This is a genomic window from Tamlana crocina (assembly GCF_012037625.1).
In genome coordinates, this window is sequence record NZ_JAAVJS010000771.1 from 1 (window position 1) to 298 (window position 298).

General features: G+C 45.3%; 1 protein-coding gene. It reads left to right on the forward strand.

All coding sequences use genetic code 11. The features are described 5' to 3' along the window. Positions 1-298, forward strand: a 298-nt coding sequence (locus HC176_RS18940) for a glutaminase (protein WP_209309837.1), incomplete at both ends; no start/stop codon positions are given.

Below are 298 nucleotides of genomic sequence, written 5' to 3' on the forward strand. Positions count from 1 at the left end.
ACGATCCTGTGGTTGCGGCTTCTGAAAGATCTGAAGGCTACCGCAATTACGCTATGGTGAATTATCTAAAATCCTTCGGAAATATTGAAAACTCAGTCGAGGACGTACTGGATTTTTATTTCCATCAATGCTCCATCTCCATGTCGTGCCGCGATCTTTCCAATGCCTCTATCATTTTTGCTAACGACGGAAAGGTCATGGGCTCAGACCGGGAATTTCTTACCGGCAGACAGGTGAAAAGGATCAATGCGCTCATGCAGACCTGCGGATTTTATGATGAAGCAGGGGAATTTAGCTT